Raw genomic sequence first — 20,820 nt, 5'->3', positions numbered from 1 at the left:
ACCCGGGGGTGTCGCCGCTACTCAGACCGCCGTGTACCCGCCATCCACCAGGAAGTAGCCCCCGGTGATGAAGGACGCGCCGTCCGAGAGCAGGAACGTGGTCAGCTGAGCCACTTCCTGCGAGGTGCCCAGCCGCCCCATGGGGTGCTTGTCGATCAGTCCCGACAGCGTCTGCGGGGGCAGGTTCTTGAGCAGCGGGGTGTCGATGTAGGCGGGACCCACCGCGTTCACGCGTACGCCGCGTCGGGCGTAGTCCACGCCCGTCTGCTTGGTGAGACCCACGAGACCGTGCTTGGCCGCGGTGTACGCGCTGTTGCCCACGGCGGTGGCCACGGTGGAATGGATGGAGCCGATGTTCACGATGGCCCCTCCCCCGTGCTGTTCGATCACGGGCAGCTGGGCGTGCATCCCGTAGGCCACGCCGGTGAGATCGATCGCGAGCGTGCGCTCCCACGCCTCGATATCGGTCTCCCCGAGGGCCTCCATCTGCCCGCCCACGCCGGCATTGTTCACGGCGTAGTGCAGTCCGCCGTAGGTCTGCACCGCGAAGTCGACGGCGGCCACGGCGTCCTCGCGCTTGGAGACGTCCTGACGGATCCCGGCGGCGTCCCCGCCGTCCGCCATGATGGCCTGGACCACGTCGTCGATCCCGGTGGAATCGATGTCCGTGACCACCACCTTGGCGCCCTGCCGGGCCAGGTGTTTGGCAATGGCCTCACCGATACCGGAGGCGGCGCCGGTGACCAGCGCGACACGGGACGTGAACTCTGGCATGACAACTCCTGGCGTCGAATCCATGGGGACCGCTTCCAGTCTCACCCGTGTCGCCGCCGACCACCAGGGCGTGCGGCAATGAGTCAGGACGCCGTCACTCGTCATCCTCCGCGGCTTTCTCCGCGTCCCGCTCCGCACGCAGCTTCTGGGCGGCCTCTTCCTCCTCCGCCTTCTGTTCGCGCACGACCTCGGTGAGCAGCTTGGTCATCTCCTTGGCCACACCCGCGGCGGACTGGGGGTTCTGCCCCGTGACGAGGCGCTCGTCCACCTGGACGTTCTCCTCCCAGTTGTCGGCGAGCTTGACCGTGGCGCCTTGTTCCTCGAGCTTGTCCTGGAGCAGGTACGGCACCACGTCCTGCTTGCCCACGGCTTTCTCCTCCGCATTGGTGAATGCGGCCACCTTGCGCCCGGACAGCAACGCCACGCCCGTGCCGAGCTCCACGTCCACGAGGCCGGCGGGGCCGTGGCACACCGCGCCCACCACGCCACCGGAGTCGTAGACGGACGCGATGAGCTTCTGCAGGTCCGCGTCCCCGGTGAAGTCCCACATGGTGCCGTGCCCGCCCACGAGGTAGACGGCGTCGTACTGGGAGGGGTCCACCACGGAGACCCGCGGCGTGTTGTAGAGGGACGCCTTGACGGTCTCATCCTGCGTGAACTCCACTTGGACGGGGTCGTCCTCCTGGACCTCGTCACGCGGGGGCTGACCCCCGGCGATCGAGGCGAAGTCCACGAAATAGCCGGCGTCCCGGAAGACCTTCCACGGGTGGGACGCCTCGGCCACGTTGTAACCGGTGGCCTCCCCCGTGTCTCCCAGGGTGTCCTGGCTGGTCAGCACCAGGAGGATCTTCTTCATGGTCTCGATGTCCATGGTTCTCCTTTCCGAGGGCGCGCGGTGCGCGCGACGTGGCACCACAGTAGACATCGCACCGTGGGCGGCGTCCGTGCGTTCACTGTCGGCATGTTGCACCCACCCCGCTGCCGTGAAAAGGCCCGCTGTTAGGATGAACAGCGATCCCCGGTGGGTACCCAGGGCCCTGCTCCGCCCCCACCGCACCTCCCGACGAAAGGCTCAGTCATGCGCATTTCCAACGCCATCCTGCGCGGTGTCCCCGGCGCGTTCCTGCTCCAGTCCGGCTACGGCAAGCTCGGCATGGACGCCGAGTCCGCCGAGGGCCTCAAGCAGTTCGCCTCCACCGGTGTCCCCCAGTTCGCGGACTGGGACTCCCAGACCTTCACCAAGTTCATCGCCGGCACCGAACTGGCCCTGGGCACCGCCCTGCTGACCCCGTTCGTGTCCAAGCGCCTGGCCGGCGCGGGCCTGCTCGCCTTCAGCGCCGGGCTGCTGAGCATGTACTTCCGCAACTCGGACATGACCCAGGAGGACGGCATCCGCCCGTCCGAGCAGGGCCTGACGCTCTCCAAGGACGCGTTCCTGGCCGCCATCGGAGCGGCCCTCGTGCTGCAGAAGTAACGCAAGCGCCACGCTTTCCCGACGACGCCGCAGTGGTCCGCCACTGCGGCGTCGTCGTCTTCCCTGCCGGGACCGCGCCCCCGGGACGCGCGCCGAGCTGCTACGTTAGTCAGCAATTCGCACCGTTGCTCACGGAAAGCTCCGTACCCCCATGGAAACCCTCCAACGCAATCTGGACTTCGTTCGTGACCTGATCTGGGGACCGTGGCTCCTGATCCCCCTGCTGCTGGGAACGGGGATCTTCCTGACGTTCCGCTTGCGCGGCATCCAGTTCCGACTCTTCACCAAGGCCATGAGCCTGGGATTCGGGCGCCGTTCCCGGGCCACCGGGGAGAAGGGCGACATCTCCTCCTTCGCAGCGATGTCCACGGCGCTGGCCGCCACGGTGGGGACGGGCAACATCGTGGGTGTGGCAGCGGCCATGTCCATCGGCGGCCCCGGCGCCCTGTTCTGGATGTGGATCACCGCGCTGTTCGGCATGGCGTCCAAGTACGCGGAGTGCTTCCTGGGCGTGCGCTTCCGCACCCGGGACACCGCCGGTCAGCTCACCGGCGGACCGCAGGTGTACCTGGCCCGCGGCATCCCCAATAAGTTCGGCCGCTTCCTGTCCGTGATGTTCGCGGTGTGCTGCGTGGTGGCCACGTTCGGGATCGGCAACATGACCCAGGGCAACGCGATCGCGTCCAACCTGGAACACACCTTCAACGTCTCCCCCGTGATCACCGCCGTGGTCCTGGCCGTGGGCACCGGGCTCGCCCTGCTGGGCGGGATCCAGTCGATCGCCAAGGTCACCACATACATGGTCCCGCTCATGATCGTGCTCTACATCGGTTCGGGGCTGTACATCATCGGCGTGAACTTCCAGGGGATCCCCGAGGCGCTGCGCCTCATCTTCACCGGCGCGTTCACCCCCATGGGTGCCGCCGGCGGTTTCGTGGGCTCCACGGTGCTCATGGCCATCCAGATGGGTGCCGCCCGCTCCCTGTTCTCCAACGAGTCCGGCATGGGCACCGCCTCGATCGCCGCGTCCGTGGCGCAGACGAGCCACCCCGTGCGTCAGGGTCTCGTGTCCATGACCCAGACCTTCGTGGACACCCTGGTGGTCATCTCCATCACAGGTTTCGTAATCCTCACGACCGGGGTGTGGAACGGCGCGGACACCGCGACCATGACCTCCGTGGCGTTCGCCACGGGCCTGCCCGGTTCGTGGGGCGGGATCGTGGTCACCATCTGCCTGGTGCTGCTGGGTTACTCCACCGTCCTGGGGTGGGCGTATTACGGCGAGCGCAACGTGGAACGCCTCGCGGGGGCCCGAGCGGCCATCGTGTACCGCGTGATCTTCTCCCTCGCGGCCGGTCTGGGCGCCCTCGCCCCGCTCACGCTCGTGTGGTCCTTCTCGGACATCATGAACGGGCTCATGGCCATCCCCAACCTGATCGGGCTGATCATCCTCTCCGGCCTGGTGGTCCGGGAGACCAACCTGTATCTGAAGAACGATCCCAAGTTCAACGCCACGACCGATCAGATCGACGCGTTCATGGGCACCCACCCCGGTGCCCTGGACGCCCAGATCCACCACACGGTGGACCTCTCCTCGGCCAACCCGGCACTGTCGGAGACGGGTACGCTGCCCGTGGTCCCGCCCGCCGAGTCCCCCCGCGCCGGGGCCGCTACCTGTGCGGCACCGGGGGGCGACGCCGCGGCGTCGTCCGCCGAGCGCGACTGACGGTCCCGCACCCCGGGGCTTTCGCCCCGGGGCATTCCCACACCGGGGCGTTCCCCGCGGGGTGCGGGCCGGGCCGAGCGGCGGTCTCCCCGGCGCTCTCGCCGGGCGCCAGCGACGTCGCGTGGCGAGAGCGCGCTCAGGTGTCGTGGGCGACGGGCGCCTGCTCAGGCGTCGTGGGCGGCGGGATCCTGCGCCGTGAGCTCCTGCACCTCGATGCTCTGCACGAGGGTGTGTGACTCGCCGGCGGCGAGCCGGACCGGGGAGCCCATCACGTTGCCCGCTTCCACGCACAGCATCTGCTGCCACTCGTCGTCCGCGAAGTCCGCCATGGCCACGGACTTGTCCGCCCAGGGGTTCCACACCACGGTGCTGTCCGAGCCCTCCTTGGTGATCACGAGGGTGCGACCGAGCTCGGGGTCGGAAACCCGCACCTCGCCGCGATGGGCGAACACGGCGTCGGTCTCGCCCGTGATCGTGAGTTCCCCGCTCTGGCGCCGCTGCTCCTTGGCCACCTTGTCGTAGTAGGAGACACCGTCGAGGCCGGTCACGCTCACGCGCCGGGAATCGCCCACGTGGAGGTAGCTGTGCAGCGCCTCCTCGAAGTCGAAGGTCCCGGTGCCGGTATTCGTCACGGTGAGCGCCATACGCAAGCGGGCGCCCACGGTGACCCGGAACCGGGCCTCGAACTCGTGGGGGAACGTCTCGCGCAGGTGCTCGGCCACGTCCGCGGGCGTGAGGGTGAACTCGGCGTAGGCGTGACCCTCGGTGTCCTCCCCCTGCTCGGCGAGCTGCCACTCGGTGATCCGCGCGAACCCGTGCGCGGGGTCCATGTCCCCCGTGCGCCCGGGGCCAAACCACGGGAAGCAGATGGGGACACCGCCGCGGACCGCTCTGCCCGTCTCGTTGTAGGAGCGGGAGGAGACCCACAGCACGGGCTCGTGATCCTCCGGTGCCCACGACACCACGTGCGCGCCGTAGCTCAGGACGGATCCCGAGCCGTCGGCGCAGGACAGGGACAGGGGTTCCGGCAGTCGAGTCATGTCCCCAGCTTAAGCATGGGGTGCGTGCTGAACAGGGGCCAGGCGTGTTCTATCGGGACGGGTGTTCGTGCTCCACGGGGCGGGCCATCTCCTGCTTGAACCACTCGAAGGTCTGCCGGTGGGACTCCGTGCGGCGTACGAAGGCCCACGAGATTCCCAGCACCACGAGCCACGCGGCCACCGCTACCAGCCCCGTGGCGGTCTGGGGATCCGTGCTCAGCGCCCACGCCACGAACACGAAGAACGCGAGCACCACAGCGCACATCACCACGCCGCCGGGCATCTTGTACTCGGAGGTGGCGTGGCGCTCGGGGAACTTCATGCGGTAGCGGATGTAGGAGATCAGGATCATGGACCACACGAACACGAACAAGAGGGACGCCACGGACGTGATCAGCGTGAACGCCTCGATGATCGAGTCCCCCGCGTAGAGCACGGGGATGGTCAGCAGCAGGATGCCCGCCGTGAGGTACAGGGCCCGCACGGGTACGCCCACGCGGTTGAGACCCTTGAAGATCCCGGGTGCGCTGCCCTCCGCGGAGAGACCGAACATCATCCGGGACGTGGAGAACACCCCGGAGTTGGACGAGGACATCGCAGAGGTCAGCACCACGAAGTTCACCACGGACGCGGCGCCCGCGAGCCCGGCCAGCGCGAACATGGCCACGAACGGGGACTGCTCGGGGTTGATCGAGCGCCACGGGGTGACCACCAGGATGGCCAGGAGGGATCCCACGTAGAAGATGAGGATGCGCACCGGGACGGAGTTGATCGCCCGGGGAAGGGTCGTGCGGGGATCACGGGCCTCGGCCGCGGTGGTGCCCACGAGCTCGATGCCCACGAACGCGAAGACCGCGATCTGGAACCCCGCGACCACGCCCATGGCGCCGTTCGGGAACCACCCGCCGTCGTTCCACAGGTTCGCGAGCTGGGCGGTGTGCCCGTCCGGGGATGCGAAGTGGGTCAGCGCCATGATCGCACCCACCACGATCAGGGCCAGGATGGCCACGATCTTGATGAGCGCGAACCAGAACTCCATCTCCCCGAAGTTCTTCACGCTCACGGCGTTGAGCAGGAACACGATGAGGACCACGAGGACGGTGGGCAGCCACAGCGGGACGGCCGCCCACCAGAACTGGACGTAGCCCGTGATGGCCACGAGCTCGGCGATCGCCGTGACGATCCAGCAGAACCAGTAGGACCAACCCACGAAGAACCCCGCCCACGGGCCGATCAGATCGGCGGCGAAGTCCGCGAAGGTCTTATAGCGCAGATTGGACAACAACAGCTCGCCCATGGCGCGCATCATGAAGAAGAGGAAGAAACCGATCACCACGTAGATGAACACCACGGCCGGGCCCGCCAGGGAGATGGTGCGCCCCGATCCCATGAACAACCCGGTGCCGATCGCACCGCCGATCGCGATCAGTTGGATGTGTCGATTGCTCAGGCCCCTGCTGGGCTCGGAGTGCGTGTGCGGCGGCGACACCGCGGTGGAACTGTTCGTCATGGAGTCAGAGGGTACTCCCGGGCGGGCGCCCAACTGTAGCGGGGCCTGCGCCCGGGTGTCGGAAACAGCTGAGGCCCGAAACGGCAGGTGATCCGCGGATCACATGCCGTTTCGGGCCCTCGCTGTTCAGCGCCGTCGGGACCGAGGGCCCCGACAAGCTCGGCGAGCGGGCGGAGCGGCGGTCAGCGCACGCGCTGCGCCCGGTCCGGGCGACCGGAGTCGGTGGAGACGTAGCTGTCGATGGCCCCGGGGCGGCCCTCCATGAACCCGTCGATCTGCAGCTTGTCCGCGCGCAACTGCGGGTCGTTGCGCAGGTAGTGCTTGGTCTCGCGGGCGATCAGCCCGGAGAGGATGAGCAGACCCAGCAGGTTGGGCAGCGCCATGAGCCCGTTCATGAGGTCCGCGAAGGACCACACGATGGCCAACGGCACGCTGCAGCCCACGAACACGATCAGCGAGAAGAATACGCGGTACGGCATCACGGACCTGCGGCCGAACAGGCGCTCCATGCAGCGCTCGCCGTAGTAGGCCCAGCCCAGGATCGTGGAGTACGCGAAGAGGATCAGGCCCAGGGTCACGATCAGGTGGCCCCACCCGCCGGGCAGCCCATGGCTGAAGGCGTCCCCGGTCATGGTGGCCGCGAAGTCCTTGCCCTGGTCCCACACGCCGGTGGTCACGATCACGAGGCCCGTGCAGGTCACCACGATGATGGTGTCGATGAACGTCTGGGTCATGGACACCAGCCCCTGACGGACGGGGTGAGTGGTCTGCGCGGCCGCTGCGGCGATGGCCGCGGACCCCATGCCGGACTCGTTGGAGAAGATGCCGCGGGCCACACCCATCTGCACCACCAGGATGATCGCGGATCCGGCGAAGCCGCCCACCGCGGAGTGCCCCGTGAAGGCCGTGCTGAAGATGCTCCCGAACGCCGCGGGAACGGACTCGATGTTGACCGCCAGGATGTAGAGCGCGCCCAGGACATAGAAGACAATCATGATGGGCACGAGCGCGGCGGTGACCTTGCCGATGGACTTGATCCCGCCCACGAGCACGAGCAGCGTCAGCGCCGCGAGCACGAGGCCCGTGACCCACACGGGCACACCGAAGGAGGACTCCACGTTCGCGGAGATGGAGTTGCCCTGGGTCATGTTGCCGATCCCGAAGGACGCGAGCACCGCGGCGATCGCGAAGAACAGGGAGAGGAACTTGCCGAAACCGTTGGGGATCCCGCGGAACAGGTAGTACTGCGGACCGCCGGAGATCTCGCCCTTGGCGTCTCGGGTGCGGAACCGCACGCCCAGGAAGGCCTCCGAGTACTTGGACGCCATGCCCAGCACGCCCGTGACCCACATCCAGAACAGGGCGCCGGGGCCGCCGATCGAGATGGCCGTGGCCACGCCCACGATGTTGCCGGTACCCACGGTCGCGGCGAGCGCCGTGGTCAATGCCTGGAACTGGGAGACGTCACCGCCGGGGGCGTCCTTGTCCTTGCGTTCGAACAACGCGAGGCGCAGTGCGGGGATCAACTTGGTGATCTGCAGTCCGGACAGCCGGATGGTCAGGTAGATGCCCGTTCCGAGCAGCAGCGGGATCAGGAGGAACGGCCCCCACACGAACCCGCCGATCGTGTCGAGAATGGATTGGAGCGAATCGAGCATGAAGGTGTCCCTCGTTCAACTGGGGCAGGGTGCCACGGACGGTGTGTGAACAATGTCACTGTCCCGGACAGTGAACCACATCCCGCGCGGTTCCGGGCCCGTCGGCGCGCGGAGCGGGGGCCATGTCGCACGGCTCGCGGGACGACGCCGCCGGGTCCGGGCATTCACCCGACGGGCGACACCGCCGGGTCGGGACATTCGCCCTCCGGACGACGCGGCCGGGACGTCCGCCCGACGAACGACGTTGCAGCGCCGGGTGGTTCACCGGAGGGGCGTCCCCTGCCGGCGCGCCGTGAGGACCAGTCCCACGGAGATCACGGCGCATGCCGCCATGCTCAGCACCATGGGCACCGCGGTGTACTCCCCGCCGAGGCCCGTGAGGGGCGTGACGAGCCCGGCCAGGATGAACTGGGCCATGCCCACCACGGCGGAACCTGTGCCGGAGAGGCGCAGCCGTTGGGCCTGGCGCTGGGCCATAGCCACGGCGTTGCCCAGGACGAGTCCCATGCAGGACTGGGCCAGGAACAACAACACCAGGGTGATCGCTCCGACCACGCCCAGCAGCACCAGGACCATGTTGAGCACGGAGAAGGTTGCGAGTCCCGTGACCCCCACGAGCAACAGGGAGGAGGGGTCCCGACTGCCCGCGAGCTTGGTGTTGACCACTCCCATGGTGATCGAACCGCACGCGTTGATCGCGAAGATCACGGAGTAGACCAGGGCGCTGAAGCCCAGCACGTTCTGGATCACGAACGAGGACGCGGAGATGTAGGAGAACAGCGCACCGAACGCGAAGGCGAAGCTCAGGGCGTAGAGCGTGAAGTGCCGATCACTGATCACCTGCCCGGCGTTGCGCAGGATGCGCCCCAGCCCGCCCCGCGAGCGCTGCCCCGGCGGGAGGGTCTCCGGCACGATGAACACGGAGCACGCGAGCATCACGGCCCCGAAGATCGCGAGCACCCAGAACACCACACGCCAGTCGGCCACGGTCGCGATCACACCGCCCGCGAGCGGTGCGACCACGGGTGCCAGGGACGTGATGAGCGCGAGCACCGAGTACAGCTGGGCCGCGCGGTGGCCATGGGCGATGTCCGAGACCACGGCCCGGGCGATCACCACGCCCGCCGCCCCGGCGAGACCCTGCACGAACCGCAGGGCGAGCACCCAGTGGATGTCCGGGGCCACGATGATCCCCACGGACGCGAGCAGGAAGATCAGGTTCCCCGTGACCATGAGTTTGTGCCGCCCCAGCACGTCCGAGAGCGGGCCCAGCAGGAATTGACCCAGCGCCATGCCCACCATGTACGCAGTGAGGGTCAGCTGGATCATGCTGGCCGGGGAGCCGAACCACTCGCCCATCTCCGGCATGGACGCGAGGTACATGTCCGTGGCCAGCGGGCTCACGGCGGAGAGGATGCCCAGGGCGCCCACGAGCACGATCCAGTCCAGGCGCGGGCCCAATCCCAGCCTGCTGCGACCGGGCTCGGGGGACGCGGGGTTCTGGGTCATGCGGGCTCTCCTGGCACGCGCCTGGGCGCTGAGGGGTGGGTGGGCTGTTCAAATAGTAGGTGCCGCGGGTCACCCGATCCCTTCCTGCGACGCCCCCGCGCCTAGGATGATCCACGATGGAATCCAGCGATCGCACCCCTGACACGTCCGCGCACGACGCGGCCTTCCCGGACTCCCCGGGCAGCGCCCCGGAGGCGTCCCCGGCCCCCGAACACCGCACCGAACAGCCCGCCGAGGCCCGTGCGGCCGGTGCCGCGCCGTCGTCATCCGAGCCCACCGATGCCGATGCCACCCCGACGAACGACGACGCTACGACAGGCGACGACGCTCCCGCGGGTCCCGCCGCGGCGACCGGCGGTGCCCCCGCGGGCGTGGCGTTCCCGCGGCAGCCGTACTCGTTTGTGCGCCGCGGTGACCGGTTGTCCCCCAAGCGCCAGAAGGCGTGGGACGAGCATGCGGGCGAGTGGGTCCTGGACATCCCCCGCGTCATGACCGACACGTCCGTGGATCCCGGCTACCGCCTGGACCGGGAGGCCGTGTTCGGCCGCGTGGCGCCGGTCGTCGTGGAGGTGGGCTCGGGCCTGGGCGAGGCCATCGTGTCCCACGCGGCGGCCCACCCGGAGCTGGACCACCTGGCCGTGGAGGTCTACAAGCCCGGTGTGGCGGATCTACTCATGAAGGCCGCCCAGGCCGGTGTGACCAACGTGCGCGTGGCGCAGGCCAACGCCCCCGAGGTGCTCGAGCACATGCTGGAATCCGGTTCCGTGCACGAACTGTGGGTCTTCTTCCCGGACCCGTGGCACAAGACCCGCCACCACAAGCGGCGCCTGGTCTCCCCCGGTTTCGCCGAACTGGCCGCCCGCGTCCTGGAACCGGGTGGACTGTGGCGGTTAGCCACGGACTGGCAGGAGTACGCGGTGGTGATGCGCGAGGTCCTGGACGACGCGGACGCGGACTTCGAGAACGTGCATCCGGGTCCGCTCGCGGACGACGAGCACCCGGACGCCGGGTGGGCCCCGCGCTGGGAGGGCCGGATCCTCACGAGTTTCGAACGCAAAGCCACGGAAGCCGGGCGGATCCCGCGGGACCTGACCTACCGCCGTCGTTAGCCAGACCCGGGGCGAACCGGTCCGGGGGCCTACTGTGGGAAGGTCCCTGACCGACCGACCCGCAGGAGTCCCGGTGTCCTCCAGTACACGACCGTCCCACCCGTCGGACGCGGAGCCCGAGCCCTCGCCACGCGGGGGCGCCCGCAAACCGGCGAACCGCAAGGACGCCACGCGCTCGTTCCTCGACGAGATCAACTACCCCCACAACATCCACCCGGCCGTGGTGCCGGGCGTGTCCGTGGAGGACCAGAAGGTGCGCTACGGAATCGACAAGATCGTGGTGGGCGTGGCCGGCGGGTTGATCGTCGCGTTCATCGGGTGGGGTGTCGTGGACACCGCGTCACTCACGGCCGTGTCCGGTGCGGCGCTGAACTGGACGATGCTCAACATGGGGTGGGCGTTCAACGTCCTGGCGATCGGGCTGTTGCTCTACCTGCTGTACATCGCGGTGTCCCGCTACGGGCGGATCCCGCTGGGCCTGGACGGGGACCGGCCCGAGTACTCCACGGCGTCGTGGGCGGCCATGCTGTTCGCGGCGGGGATCGGGATCGGGATCATCTTCTTCGGCCCTTTCGAGCCCATGACCTACTTCCTGTCCCCGCGCCCGGGATCCGCGGACCCCGGCACGGTGGACGCCATGAAGAAGGCCTCCGCGCAGGCCGCGCTGCACTGGGGGCTCAACGCGTGGGCCATCTACGGTCTCGTGGGCGTGGCGGTGGCCTACACGTCCTACCGGCGCGGACGCGTTCCACTCATGAGTTCCGTGTTCGCACCGTTCTTCCACAACGGCAACACCGACAACCTGGCCGGCCGGATCATCGACATCCTGGCGATCCTGGCCACCCTGTTCGGCACCGCGGCGTCCCTGGGCATCGGTGCCCTGCAGATCGGGCGCGGTGTGGAGATCTTCACGGGTCTGGGCCCCTCGGGCAACGCCGCGGCGGTCGTCATCATCGCGGTGCTCACCGCGGGGTTCATCGCCTCGGCGGTCTCGGGCGTAGCCCGCGGGATCCGATGGTTGTCCAACATCAACATGGTCCTCGCCGTGGGTCTGGCACTGTTCTTCTTCGTCCTGGGACCCACCGCGTTCCTGCTCAACTTCGTGCCCTCCGTGATCGTCACGTACTTCGCCGAGCTGCCCACCATGCTGTCCGCGTCCATGTCGGATGGCCCCGAGATGCAGGCGTTCCTGTCCTCGTGGACCACGTTCTACTGGGCCTGGTGGGTCTCCTGGGCACCCTTCGTGGGGGTCTTCGTGGCCAAGATCTCCCGGGGCCGCACCATCCGCCAGTTCATCCTGGGGGTGCTGTTCATCCCCTCGTCCATCGTGGTGATGGCCTTCACGGTGCTCGGCGGGACCGCCATCCACCAGCAGATGCAGGACCACGCGATCGCCCCGGACGGCACCGCGCAGACCCTGCCGGCCCCGGAAGAGATCTTCTTCACCGTCCTGGACGGCATGCCCGCGGCCGGCATCATGGCGGGAATCGTGGTGCTCATGCTGGCCATCTTCTTCATCACCACCGCGGACTCCGCCTCCGTGGTGACGTCCCAGATGTCCCAGCGGGGCAACCCGAACCCCAAGCGGCGGATCACCGTGTTCTGGGGACTGTGCATGGCCGGGATCGCCGTGGTGATGTTGTTGATCGGCGGACAGAACGCACTCACGGGTCTGCAGAACCTGATCACCGTCACGGCCCTGCCGTTCACGCTGATCATGTTCGCCATGGCCGTGGCCTTCCACAAGGACCTGCGCCGGGACCCCATGGTCATCCGCGAGCAGTACTCGCGCTGGGCGGTGGACAAGTCCGTACGCCACGGCATCGACGAGTACGGGGACGACTTCACGTTCTCGGTGGAACGCGCCCCGGACAGCAAGTGGGCGGCGGGCGCGGACTTCGACTCGAGCGCCCCGGAGGTCACCGAGTGGTACCGGCGCACGGACGAGGACGGCAACCCCGTGGCCTACGACTACGAGACGGGCGAGTTTACCGATTCGTACGACGTCGTACACCCCGGCGAGCGCGCGGCAGCGCCTAGGGTGGAACCCGACGCACCCTCCACGGACCCCCAGAGAAAGTAGCCCCGCATGTTGTTCCTGGCCCGCATGGACGTGGTCTTCCCGGAATCGATGACCGACGAGACCAAGGCTGATTACCAGCACCGCGAGAAGGCCTACTCCGGTGAACTCCAGCGCACGGGTGTCTTGAAGGGCATCTGGCGCGTGGTGGGCGAGTACGCCAACTACTCGATCTACGACGTCGAGGACAACGACGAGCTGCAGACCGTCCTGTCCGGGTTCCCCATGTTCGCGTACATGAACGTCAAGGTGACCCCGCTGGCCAAGCACCCCAATGCCACCACGGACGACTTCTTCGACGGCAACACGATCCAGGAGTAGTCCTTCGCGGTACCCCCGGGTGACGAGATCCCTGCGGCCCCTCCCGAGAGGAGCCGCGGGGATCTCGCCGTTCGCGGGTCGTCTACTTCTGCGAGCCGCGCCGCTTCGTGGTCGACGACGACGTCGCATCCCGCCGCGCGGACGCCGCGTCCCGGCCGGTGGCCGCAGCCTCGGGCTTGGCCGGGCGGTAGAGCATGAGCGCCTGGGACACCTTGCGGGGTGAGCGCCGGGTGCCACGGGCCATGCGCACCACATCCCCGGCGGAACCGGCGGTGAAAATCATGTCCCGCTCCTGCCACGCCCGGCGCTCCCGTTCGAGTTCCTCGGACAATTCCGTGACCCGGGTCTGCAGCGCCTGCACCTGGTTCTCGAGCTGGATGATGCGCTTGATCCCTTCGAGGGACACGCCCTCCTGGGAGAGCTCCTGGATCTGACGCAGTTTCTGCACGTCCAGCTGGGAGTACCGGCGGGCCCGCCCGGAGGCCCGGGACGGGGTCACGAGACCCATGCGGTCGTACTGGCGCAGGGTCTGGGGGTGCATGTCCGCGAGCTCCGCGGCCACCGAGATCACGAACACTGGCTGGGTGAAGTCGATGGCCATGTCAGAGCGCCGCCTCCTCGCTCAGGTTCGCGCGCGGGTCGAAGTCCTCGGTGGCCCGCGCGAACTCCTGCAGGGCTTCCCGTGCGGCATCGTTCAGGTCTGCCGGGAACTGGATCTGCACCGTCACGATCATGTTGCCCGTGGTGGACCCGGACGTGAAGCCCTTGCCCTTGACACGCATCCGGTGCCCGGACGACGTCCCCGCGGGGACCCGCACGGTCACGTGGCCCTCGTCCAGCGTGGGCACCTGCACGGTGGTCCCGAGCCCGGCCTCCGCAGCGGTCACCGGGATGTCCACGTGCACGTCCTGGCCCTCGCGGGTGAAGAACGGGTGCTCCTTGACCTTGACGGTCACGAACAGGTCCCCGTGGCCACCGGGCCCCGAGTGTCCCTTGCCCGCGATCTTCAATCGCTGCCCATCCTTGACGCCCTTGGGCACGCGCACCGTGGTGGACTGGCCGTTGCCCCGGCGCAGTTTCACCGTGGTGCCGTTGTACGCGGAACGCAGCGGGATCGTGGTCGTGGTGTGGATGTCCTCACCCTTGGCGGGCGGTGCCTGGTAGCCACCGAATCCGCCCTGACCCCCGCCGAATCCGCCCTGGCCGCCACTGAAGCCCCCGCCGAACCGCGAATTGCCGCCCTGGCCGCCGAACTGCGCGAACAGGTCCTCGAACCCGCCACCCCCGGAGGTGGAGTAGCTCCTGCGGCCACCGCCGCCGTTGAACAGACCCCCGAAGAGGTCCTCGAACCCGGCGCCGCCAGCGTTGCTCGCGCCACCGGGGCCACCGGCGGTGAACCGCGCCCCGGAACCCATGGCCCGGATCGCGTCGTACTGTTCGCGTTCCTCGGGGTCCGACAGCACCGAATTGGCCTCGGTGATGTCCTTGAACTTCTTCTCCGCGGCCGCATCCCCCGGGTTCTGGTCCGGGTGGTACTTGCGGGCCAGCTTGCGGTAAGCCTTCTTGATGTCCGCCTGGGATGCGTCCTTGGAGACGCCCAGGACAGTGTAGAAATCTTTGTCGATCCAGTCCTGACTGGCCATGACGCCTCCTTTCTCCTGGTACTTCCCTGTGTGACTCGGGGCGGGTCCCGTCATGCGGACCCGCCCCGAGGAATTTCTTGCGCTACGGCTTCGTGGCCACGGCCACCTGGGCCGCCCGGACCACTCGAGCGCCCACCCGGAAGCCCGAGCGCAGCACCATGGACACGTGGTCCGGTTCCACCTCGTCGGTGGGTTGCTGCAGCACGGCCTCGTGGACGGTGGGGTCGAAGACCTCCCCCACCTCCCCGATCCGGGTGAGGCCCTTCTTGCCCAGGGCGTCCTCGAGCTTGGTCGCGATCGCGGCGAACGGGCCGTCCTCGAGGTCCCCGGCCTTGCGGGCGGCGTCGACGTCGTCCAGGACCGGCAGCAGCGCGGTGATCATCTCGCCGGAGACGAAGTCCCGCAGCTGATCCTTCTCCCGCGCGGTGCGGTTCTTGAAGTTCACGAACTCCGCCTGCAGCCGACGCAGGTCTTCGAGGCGCTCGTTCGCGAGCTTCTGCGCGGCGGACTCGCCCGCCGGGGCGGCGTCGTCCTGCGACGACGCCGCGTCCGCGGCCTGCGTGTCCCCGGCCTGGGCGTCCTGGGACTGAGGGGTGTCCAGGATGTCGTCCACGGTCAGCCCCTCACCGCCCTCGGAACGCTCGGTGCCGGTGGAGTCCTGAGCTGAATGATCCGGGTCCTCCGGCACGGACTCGCCGTGACCCTTGGTGTTCTCGGAATCGCTCATGCTCACTTCCTCCCGTTCTTACCGTCTTCGTCGTCCACGACCTCGGCGTCGACGATGTCGTCGTCGTCCTTGGCCTGCGCACCCTGAGCGCCCTCGGCACCCGGTTGGGCACCGGCGGCACCCTCGCTCTGGGCCTGGGCGTACAGCGCCTCACCGATCTTGGTCTGGGAGGCCTGCAACTTCTCGAACGCGGTCTTCACGGCGTCGTCGTCGTCACCCTCGAGGGCGGACTTCACGGCGTCGACGTCGGCCTGGACCTCGGTCTTGACGTCCTCGGGGATCTTGCCCTCGTCGTCGTTGAGCAGCTTCTCCACGGAGTACGCCTGCTGTTCCGCGTTGTTGCGACGGTCGGCGGCCTCACGGCGCTGCTTGTCCGCGTCGGCGTTCGCCTCGGCGTCCTTGACCATGCGGTCGATGTCCTCCTTGGACAGCGAGGTACCGCCCGTGATGGTCATGGACTGTTCCTTGCCCGTGCCCTTGTCCTTGGCGGACACGTGCACGATGCCGTTCGCGTCGATGTCGAACGTGACCTCGATCTGCGGCATGCCGCGCGGGGCCGGGGCGATGCCCGTGAGCTCGAACGTGCCCAGGTTCTTGTTGTCCCGGGTGAACTCGCGCTCGCCCTGGAAGACCTGGATGGACACGGACGGCTGGTTGTCCTCCGCGGTGGTGAAGGTCTCGGACCGCTTGGTGGGGATGGCCGTGTTGCGCTCGATGAGCTTGGTCATCACGCCGCCCTTGGTCTCGATGCCCAGCGACAGCGGGGTCACGTCGATCAGCAGCACGTCCTTGCGGTCGCCCTTGAGCACACCGGCCTGGATCGCGGCGCCGATGGCCACGACCTCGTCCGGGTTCACGCCCTTGTTGGGGGCCTTACCCGCGAGCTCGGTGACCTTCTCGACCACGGCGGGCATACGGGTGGAACCACCCACGAGCACCACGTGGTCGATGTCGGAGACGTTGATCCCGGCCTCGGAGATGACGTCCTTGAACGGCTTCTCGGTGCGGGCCAGCAGGTCCTTGGTGAGGTCCTCGAACTTGGCACGGGAGAGCTTCTCGTCCAGGTGCACGGGGCCCTCGGGGGTCACGGACAGGTACTGCAGGGAGATGGTCGTGGACGTCGCGGAGGACAGTTCCTTCTTGGCCTGCTCGGCCGCCTCCTTCAAGCGCTGCAGGGCGATCTTGTCCTTGGACAGGTCCGCACCGGTCTTGGACTTCACCTGCTCCAGCAGCCAGTCCACGATGCGCTGGTCCCAGTCGTCGCCACCGAGGCGGTTGTCACCGGCGGTGGCGCGGACCTGGATGGTGGAGAAGTCGTCCTCGTCCTTGCCGACCTCCAGCAGGGAGACGTCGAACGTGCCGCCACCGAGGTCGAAGACCAGGATGAGCTCGTCCTCCTTGCCCTTCTCCAGACCGTATGCCAGGGCCGCGGCGGTGGGCTCGTTGACGATGCGCAGCACGTTCATGCCAGCGATCTCACCGGCCTCCTTGGTGGCCTGGCGCTCGGCGTCGTTGAAGTACGCGGGAACAGTGATCACGGCATCCGTGACCGTGTCGCCCAGGTAGGACTCGGCGTCCGCCTTGAGCTTCATGAGCGTACGGGCGGAGATCTCCTGCGCGGTGTACTTCTTGCCGTCGATCTCGGTGGTCCAGTCCGTGCCCATGTGGCGCTTCACGGAGGCCACGGTGCGGTCCACGTTGGTCACGGCCTGGCGCTTGGCCACGTCGCCCACGAGGGTCTCGCCATCCTTGGAGAAGGCGACAACGGACGGGGTGGTGCGGTTGCCCTCGGCGTTCGCAATGACGACGGGCTCGCCGCCTTCCAGTACGGATACCACGGAGTTAGTGGTACCGAGGTCGATTCCTACTGCACGAGACATGTTCTATCCCTTCGTTGTTCCGATGCGGTCCGGGAGGGGCACCGACGCGGCCCGTCCGTGAACCTTCAAGACTTGAGCTTTCGAGACTCAAGTTTACACCTTGAGCTACCCTTGTCAACCTAAGTTGAGTCGCAACGGCTCAAGTATCTGCACACCGCGTCTCGCCCGAGCTGCCGGGAATTCCACAGCAATTCGGGGGTGGACACTTAGCCGCGTTACACTGATGGGTTTGTACGCCCAGGGCGAAACGTGCCGGGCCCGCACTGCCCCCGACCCCTCCAGGAGCGCCACCGCACCACACGAGCTCACCGATCACACACCGCCGCAGTCAGGAGAACTGTCTTGAGCACGCCACCGCATTTCACGGACCGAGAACCATCGACCACCCCGCCCCACGACCACGCCACCCAGGGATCGACCGCCCGCAGCCGCCCCCGGAAGATCATCGACGAGCTCACCTACCCCCACGGCATCCACCCGGCACTGGTGCCGGGCGTCGGCGTGGAGGACCGCAAGGTCAAGTTCGGCACCGACAAGGTGGTCTTCGCCGTCACCGCGGTCCTCGTGGTGGGCTTCATCGCATGGGGTGTCCTCAGCACGGACAGCCTCTCCACGGTCTCCGCCACCGCGCTCGCGTGGGTCACGGACAACACCGGCTGGTTCTTCATCCTGCTCTCCACAGCGGCCGTGGTCTTCATGATCTTCATCGGCTTCACCCGCACCGGAAGAATCAAGCTGGGCCGCGACGACGAGGAGCCCGAGTACTCCTTCTTCTCCTGGCTCGCGATGCTCTTCGCTGCGGGCATGGGCATCGGCCTGGTCTTCTACGGCGCATTCGAGCCGATGACCTACTACGAGGGCGGGATCCCCGGCTTCGCGCACGTGGCCGAGGCCGGCAGCGACTCCATGATCGTCTACGCCCTCGTGCAGTCCGCCTTCCACTGGGCCCTGAACCCGTGGGCCATCTACGCCGTCGTCGGCGTCTCCGTGGCCTACGGCGCCTACCGCCGCGGCCGCGCGCCGCTGATCTCGCGTGTGTTCACCGCGCTGCTCGGCCACAAGCGCGTGGACGGCACCATGGGCAAGCTGATCGACGTCTTCGCGATCTTCGCAACCCTCTTCGGCACCGCTGCGTCCCTGGGCGTGGGAGCCATGCAGATAGGCTCCGGCATCTCGATCGTGGGCGGCATCGACAAGCTCAGCAACAACGCGCTGATCGTGATCATCGTGCTGCTGTCCGTGGGCTTCATCATCTCCGCCGTGTCGGGCGTTTCGCGCGGCATCCGCTACCTGTCGAACATCAACCTCTCACTCTCCTTCGTGCTGGCGCTGTTCGTGTTCCTCGTGGGGCCCACTGTCTTCCTGCTGACGCTGATCCCCTCCACGTTCTCCACATACGTGTCCGAGTACCTCTTCATGACCGGCCAGTCGGCCGCGTGGGGCCCGCAGAGCGCCGAGTTCTCCAACACGTGGACCGTGTACTACTGGGCCTGGTGGCTCTCGTGGTCCCCGTTCGTGGGCATGTTTATCGCCAAGATCTCCCGTGGCCGCACCATCCGCCAGTTCGTGACCGTCGTGCTCGTGGTCCCGGCCTCGGTGTGCATCCTGTGGTTCATCGTCTTCGGCGGCTCCGCCATGTTCTTCGCGAAGAACGGGGCGGACCTCTCCGTGGAAAACGGCGCCGAGTCCATGCTCTTCGGACTCTTCGACCAGCTCCCGCTCACGGCCGTCACCTCGGTGCTGGCCATGGTCGTCATCGGCATCTTCTTCGTGACGAGTGCGGACTCCGCCTCCGTGGTCATGGGCACCATGACCCAGCGCGGACGCCCGGACCCCAGCAAGTGGATCGTCATCTTCTGGGGCGCGTGCCTCGCCGGCATCGCGATCGTCATGATCCTGGTGGCGGGCAACGACGCCCTGGCCGGTATGCAGCGCTTGGTGATCGTCTCGGCGCTGCCGTTCGCGGTGATCGTGGCCATGATGATGGTCGCCCTGTACCGGGACCTGCGCTACGACCCGGCCACGCTACGCACCAAGTTCGCGTACTCGGCTGTCCAGAAGGCCGTGGCCTCCGGGCTCGCCGAGCACGGTGACAACTTCGCCCTGCAGGTGGAGCGCGCCGAGGGCCATCGCGCCGCCGGCGACGCGTTCGACTCGCACGATCCGGCGATCACCGAGTGGTATCGCCAGACGGATGAGAACGGGGATGAGACCGACTTCGCGTACAAGTCGGCGTGGGTCTCCTCGGCCGTCGACGACATCGCGGACGGCACCCCCGAGGGCGAGGCCCCGTGGGAACAGACCACGCCGAAGCACCGCAACGACCAGTGACACCGATGGCCCGCTGAACCGGGCCCCCCTCCCGAACGCGGGGTGCACGTCATGGGACGCGCACCCCGCGTTCGCGTACCGGGACACCGTTTGGTCCCGCACGGCCACGCTGCGTACGTTGGTGCGCATGAACGACGGCCCACCACGATCCCCCGATCCGGATCCCGATTCCCGGCCCCGGCCCATGAGCCCATCGGGAGACGGGCCCGACGACGCCGCGCGCGAGCACGCGCCCGGCGCCCCCGGCACGGGCGGGGCGAGCGGGAAGGGGACCCAGCGGCGTCGTGCGTCGCTGTCCCTGGAGACGATCGTGGACACCTCGATCGCGGTACTGGACCGCGAGGGGTTGCGGCGCCTGACCCTGCGCGGGCTCGCGACCGAGCTCAACAGCGGCGTGGCGAGTCTCTACTGGTACACCACCGGCAAGGACGACCTCATGGCCCTGGTCACGAGCGAGGTCCTGGGCCGCGCGCTGGGCCAGTTCCACGCGCTGTGCGGGGACGGCGAGCCGGGGCCGGAGGAGTTCGAGGCCTTCCCGGCACCCAGGGCGGATCCCCGTACGAGCGCGGCCACGGCGCAGGCCCTCGAGGAACTGCGGTGCCTGTGCCTGTGCTTGTTCTCCCAGATGCGCGAGCACCCGTGGCTCGCCGGGCAGCTGCTCAGCACCGCCCGCAGCGAGGAGAACGCGTTGCGCACGTGGGAGTGCACGGGACAGTTGCTGCAGCGCATGGAGCTCGACGCCGAACAGCGGTTCTACGCATCCCTCGCCGTGGCCAACTACGCGTTCGGAACGGGCGCGGGAATCGCCCACCGTCACAACCGGCCCGCCGCGGAGGAATCCGCCCGGCAGGTGCACGAAAAACTGGAACGGGCGGGCCATTCGGGGCCGGGGATACTCCCGGTGGTGCGTGCCATGCTGGGCTCGTTCGGTGACCACGACGACCGCTCGGAATACATCGCGGGCCTGGAACTGCTGCTCGCGGGCATCGAACGTCAGACGTGGGGTGGCTCCTCGACACCTTGAGGCCACTCACGGGC

The 20,820-nt window shown here is 68.0% G+C and carries 17 protein-coding genes; 7 read left to right on the top strand and 10 right to left on the bottom strand.

Annotation, left to right across the window (positions count from 1 at the left end; translation table 11 throughout):
- Positions 1-21: 21 nt before the first annotated feature.
- Together ACW9PK_RS07900 and ACW9PK_RS07895 are read right to left on the bottom strand one after the other, a co-directional pair.
- Complete coding sequence (locus tag ACW9PK_RS07900; protein ID WP_457015492.1) at positions 22-774, bottom strand: SDR family NAD(P)-dependent oxidoreductase; 753 nt, start codon at positions 772-774, stop codon at positions 22-24.
- Between the two features lie 94 nt (positions 775-868).
- The gene (locus tag ACW9PK_RS07895; RefSeq protein WP_098053724.1) at positions 869-1,645 is read right to left on the bottom strand and encodes a type 1 glutamine amidotransferase domain-containing protein; all 777 of its coding nucleotides are present in this window, start codon (positions 1,643-1,645) and stop codon (positions 869-871) included.
- Positions 1,646-1,852: 207 nt separating this feature from the next.
- On the opposite strand from ACW9PK_RS07895, the gene ACW9PK_RS07890 reads away from it, so the two are divergent.
- Positions 1,853-2,248 (top strand): hypothetical protein, encoded by a 396-nt coding sequence (locus tag ACW9PK_RS07890; RefSeq protein ID WP_085106171.1) that lies wholly within the window; start codon positions 1,853-1,855, stop codon positions 2,246-2,248.
- Positions 2,249-2,399: 151 nt separating this feature from the next.
- Entirely contained in the window at positions 2,400-3,974 is a 1,575-nt protein-coding gene (locus ACW9PK_RS07885) for an alanine/glycine:cation symporter family protein (protein WP_457015491.1), read from the top strand.
- Positions 3,975-4,138: 164 nt separating this feature from the next.
- Here ACW9PK_RS07885 and ACW9PK_RS07880 read toward each other — a convergent pair whose 3' ends face one another.
- From ACW9PK_RS07880 to ACW9PK_RS07865, 4 genes are all read right to left on the bottom strand, one after another.
- Entirely contained in the window at positions 4,139-5,014 is an 876-nt protein-coding gene (locus ACW9PK_RS07880; protein ID WP_206479023.1) for a D-hexose-6-phosphate mutarotase, read from the bottom strand.
- A 49-nt stretch (positions 5,015-5,063) separates the two neighbouring features.
- Positions 5,064-6,524, bottom strand: a complete 1,461-nt coding sequence (locus tag ACW9PK_RS07875) for an amino acid permease (protein WP_085106168.1) — start codon at positions 6,522-6,524, stop codon at positions 5,064-5,066.
- Positions 6,525-6,706: 182 nt separating this feature from the next.
- The gene (locus ACW9PK_RS07870) at positions 6,707-8,182 is read right to left on the bottom strand and encodes an alanine/glycine:cation symporter family protein (protein WP_131332317.1); all 1,476 of its coding nucleotides are present in this window, start codon (positions 8,180-8,182) and stop codon (positions 6,707-6,709) included.
- A 261-nt stretch (positions 8,183-8,443) separates the two neighbouring features.
- Positions 8,444-9,691, bottom strand: coding sequence for a multidrug effflux MFS transporter (locus tag ACW9PK_RS07865; protein WP_457015490.1), 1,248 nt, complete (start codon positions 9,689-9,691; stop codon positions 8,444-8,446).
- Between the two features lie 116 nt (positions 9,692-9,807).
- Here ACW9PK_RS07865 and trmB point away from each other — a divergent pair, with 116 nt between their 5' ends.
- The 3 genes from trmB (at position 9,808) to catC (ending at position 13,201) form a co-directional block, all read left to right on the top strand.
- On the top strand, positions 9,808-10,800 hold the full coding sequence (gene trmB, locus ACW9PK_RS07860) for a tRNA (guanosine(46)-N7)-methyltransferase TrmB (RefSeq protein ID WP_457015489.1): 993 nt from the start codon (positions 9,808-9,810) through the stop codon (positions 10,798-10,800).
- A 73-nt stretch (positions 10,801-10,873) separates the two neighbouring features.
- A complete protein-coding gene (locus tag ACW9PK_RS07855; RefSeq protein WP_457015488.1) occupies positions 10,874-12,883 on the top strand; it encodes a BCCT family transporter in 2,010 nt (669 codons plus the stop codon).
- A 6-nt stretch (positions 12,884-12,889) separates the two neighbouring features.
- Positions 12,890-13,201, top strand: a complete 312-nt coding sequence (gene catC, locus ACW9PK_RS07850) for a muconolactone Delta-isomerase (protein WP_035964097.1) — start codon at positions 12,890-12,892, stop codon at positions 13,199-13,201.
- Positions 13,202-13,283: 82 nt separating this feature from the next.
- Here catC and ACW9PK_RS07845 read toward each other — a convergent pair whose 3' ends face one another.
- From ACW9PK_RS07845 to dnaK, 4 genes are all read right to left on the bottom strand, one after another.
- Positions 13,284-13,802, bottom strand: coding sequence for a heat shock protein transcriptional repressor HspR (locus tag ACW9PK_RS07845; RefSeq protein WP_457015487.1), 519 nt, complete (start codon positions 13,800-13,802; stop codon positions 13,284-13,286).
- A gap of 1 nt (position 13,803) precedes the next feature.
- Positions 13,804-14,844 (bottom strand): DnaJ C-terminal domain-containing protein, encoded by a 1,041-nt coding sequence (locus tag ACW9PK_RS07840; protein ID WP_457015486.1) that lies wholly within the window; start codon positions 14,842-14,844, stop codon positions 13,804-13,806.
- A gap of 82 nt (positions 14,845-14,926) precedes the next feature.
- A complete protein-coding gene (locus ACW9PK_RS07835; protein ID WP_457015485.1) occupies positions 14,927-15,577 on the bottom strand; it encodes a nucleotide exchange factor GrpE in 651 nt (216 codons plus the stop codon).
- Complete coding sequence (dnaK, locus tag ACW9PK_RS07830; RefSeq protein WP_457015484.1) at positions 15,574-17,451, bottom strand: molecular chaperone DnaK; 1,878 nt, start codon at positions 17,449-17,451, stop codon at positions 15,574-15,576. Before dnaK ends, ACW9PK_RS07835 begins: the two co-directional genes overlap by 4 nt.
- A gap of 342 nt (positions 17,452-17,793) precedes the next feature.
- Here dnaK and ACW9PK_RS07825 point away from each other — a divergent pair, with 342 nt between their 5' ends.
- Positions 17,794-19,782, top strand: coding sequence for a BCCT family transporter (locus ACW9PK_RS07825; protein ID WP_457015483.1), 1,989 nt, complete (start codon positions 17,794-17,796; stop codon positions 19,780-19,782).
- 184 nt (positions 19,783-19,966) lie between these two features.
- Positions 19,967-20,806, top strand: coding sequence for a TetR/AcrR family transcriptional regulator (locus ACW9PK_RS07820; protein ID WP_457015482.1), 840 nt, complete (start codon positions 19,967-19,969; stop codon positions 20,804-20,806).
- Positions 20,807-20,820: the final 14 nt, after the last annotated feature.

Source organism: Kocuria sp. MNB10, from assembly GCF_054073685.1.
This window is presented reverse-complemented; position numbering and strand designations above follow the sequence as displayed.

Coding starts and splice junctions, on each gene's coding strand:
- ACW9PK_RS07820 (WP_457015482.1), top strand. CDS start 19,967: ATGAGCCCATCGGGAGACGGGCCCGACGACGCCGCGCGCGAGCACGCG.
- ACW9PK_RS07895 (WP_098053724.1), bottom strand. CDS start 1,645: ATGGACATCGAGACCATGAAGAAGATCCTCCTGGTGCTGACCAGCCAG.
- ACW9PK_RS07840 (WP_457015486.1), bottom strand. CDS start 14,844: ATGGCCAGTCAGGACTGGATCGACAAAGATTTCTACACTGTCCTGGGC.
- ACW9PK_RS07890 (WP_085106171.1), top strand. CDS start 1,853: ATGCGCATTTCCAACGCCATCCTGCGCGGTGTCCCCGGCGCGTTCCTG.
- catC (WP_035964097.1), top strand. CDS start 12,890: ATGTTGTTCCTGGCCCGCATGGACGTGGTCTTCCCGGAATCGATGACC.
- ACW9PK_RS07845 (WP_457015487.1), bottom strand. CDS start 13,802: ATGGCCATCGACTTCACCCAGCCAGTGTTCGTGATCTCGGTGGCCGCG.
- trmB (WP_457015489.1), top strand. CDS start 9,808: ATGGAATCCAGCGATCGCACCCCTGACACGTCCGCGCACGACGCGGCC.
- ACW9PK_RS07885 (WP_457015491.1), top strand. CDS start 2,400: ATGGAAACCCTCCAACGCAATCTGGACTTCGTTCGTGACCTGATCTGG.
- ACW9PK_RS07900 (WP_457015492.1), bottom strand. CDS start 774: ATGCCAGAGTTCACGTCCCGTGTCGCGCTGGTCACCGGCGCCGCCTCC.
- ACW9PK_RS07865 (WP_457015490.1), bottom strand. CDS start 9,691: ATGACCCAGAACCCCGCGTCCCCCGAGCCCGGTCGCAGCAGGCTGGGA.
- ACW9PK_RS07880 (WP_206479023.1), bottom strand. CDS start 5,014: ATGACTCGACTGCCGGAACCCCTGTCCCTGTCCTGCGCCGACGGCTCG.
- dnaK (WP_457015484.1), bottom strand. CDS start 17,451: ATGTCTCGTGCAGTAGGAATCGACCTCGGTACCACTAACTCCGTGGTA.
- ACW9PK_RS07875 (WP_085106168.1), bottom strand. CDS start 6,524: ATGACGAACAGTTCCACCGCGGTGTCGCCGCCGCACACGCACTCCGAG.
- ACW9PK_RS07870 (WP_131332317.1), bottom strand. CDS start 8,182: ATGCTCGATTCGCTCCAATCCATTCTCGACACGATCGGCGGGTTCGTG.